At 55.7% G+C, this 1,654-nt stretch carries 1 rRNA gene; it reads right to left on the bottom strand.

What is annotated here, in order from left to right:
* Positions 1-69: 69 nt before the first annotated feature.
* A 16S ribosomal RNA gene (locus CHU70_RS00005) occupies positions 70-1,593 on the bottom strand.
* Positions 1,594-1,654 lie beyond the last annotated feature (61 nt).

Genomic DNA, 1,654 nt, shown 5'->3' with positions numbered 1-1,654 from the left:
AAAAACAAAAAATAGCCACACGCCACCAACACGATGACACATGACACAAAGAAAAAATAATCTCCTTAGAAAGGAGGTGATCCAGCCGCACCTTCCGGTACGGCTACCTTGTTACGACTTCGTCCCAATCGCCAATCCCACCTTCGACAGCTCCCCCACAAAAATGTGTTAGGCCACTGGCTTCGGGTGTTACCGACTTTCATGACGTGACGGGCGGTGTGTACAAGGCCCGGGAACGTATTCACCGCAGCGTTGCTGATCTGCGATTACTAGCGACTCCGACTTCACGGGGTCGAGTTGCAGACCCCGATCCGAACTGAGACCGGCTTTGCGGGATTAGCTCGCCCTCACGGACTGGCAACCCACTGTACCGACCATTGTAGCATGTGTGAAGCCCTGGACATAAGGGGCATGATGATTTGACGTCATCCCCACCTTCCTCCGAGTTAACCCCGGCAGTTTCTTACGAGTCCCCACCACAACGTGCTGGCAACATAAGACAAGGGTTGCGCTCGTTGCGGGACTTAACCCAACATCTCACGACACGAGCTGACGACAACCATGCACCACCTGTATACAAGCCACAAGGGAAACACCATCTCTGGCGCGATCCTGTATATGTCAAGCCCAGGTAAGGTTCTTCGCGTTGCATCGAATTAATCCACATGCTCCGCCGCTTGTGCGGGCCCCCGTCAATTCCTTTGAGTTTTAGCCTTGCGGCCGTACTCCCCAGGCGGGGCGCTTAATGCGTTAGCTACGGCACGGATCCCGTGGAAGGAAACCCACACCTAGCGCCCACCGTTTACGGCATGGACTACCAGGGTATCTAATCCTGTTCGCTCCCCATGCTTTCGCTCCTCAGCGTCAGTTACTGCCCAGAGACCCGCCTTCGCCACCGGTGTTCCTCCTGATATCTGCGCATTTCACCGCTACACCAGGAATTCCAGTCTCCCCTACAGTACTCAAGTTATGCCCGTATCGCCTGCACGCCCGGAGTTAAGCCCCGGAATTTCACAGACGACGCGACAAACCACCTACGAGCTCTTTACGCCCAGTAATTCCGGACAACGCTCGCACCCTACGTATTACCGCGGCTGCTGGCACGTAGTTAGCCGGTGCTTCTTCTCCATCTACCGTCAGAAACCCTTCGTCGATGGTGAAAGGAGTTTACAACCCGAAGGCCGTCATCCCCCACGCGGCGTCGCTGCATCAGGCTTCCGCCCATTGTGCAATATTCCCCACTGCTGCCTCCCGTAGGAGTCTGGGCCGTGTCTCAGTCCCAATGTGGCCGTCCACCCTCTCAGGCCGGCTACCCGTCGCCGCCTTGGTAGGCCATTACCCCACCAACAAGCTGATAGGCCGCGGGCCCATCCCACACCGAAAAAACTTTCCACCACACCCTCACGGTGCGGTCCTATCCGGTATTAGACCCAGTTTCCCAGGCTTATCCCGAAGTGCAGGGCAGGTCACCCACGTGTTACTCACCCGTTCGCCACTCGTGTACCCCAGCAAGCTGGAGCCTTACCGTTCGACTTGCATGTGTTAAGCACGCCGCCAGCGTTCGTCCTGAGCCAGGATCAAACCCTCCATCAAAAACCCTTCAAATCAGAAGAATCAAAAAAACAATGAAAGGCCCAAAAACCTGACAAAAACA

It is taken from the genome of Corynebacterium sp. LK10 (genome assembly GCF_008042455.1).
Lineage (GTDB): Bacteria > Actinomycetota > Actinomycetes > Mycobacteriales > Mycobacteriaceae > Corynebacterium > Corynebacterium jeikeium_D.
Note: the sequence above shows the minus strand (reverse complement) of the source record. Positions and strands in the feature narration are given on the sequence as shown.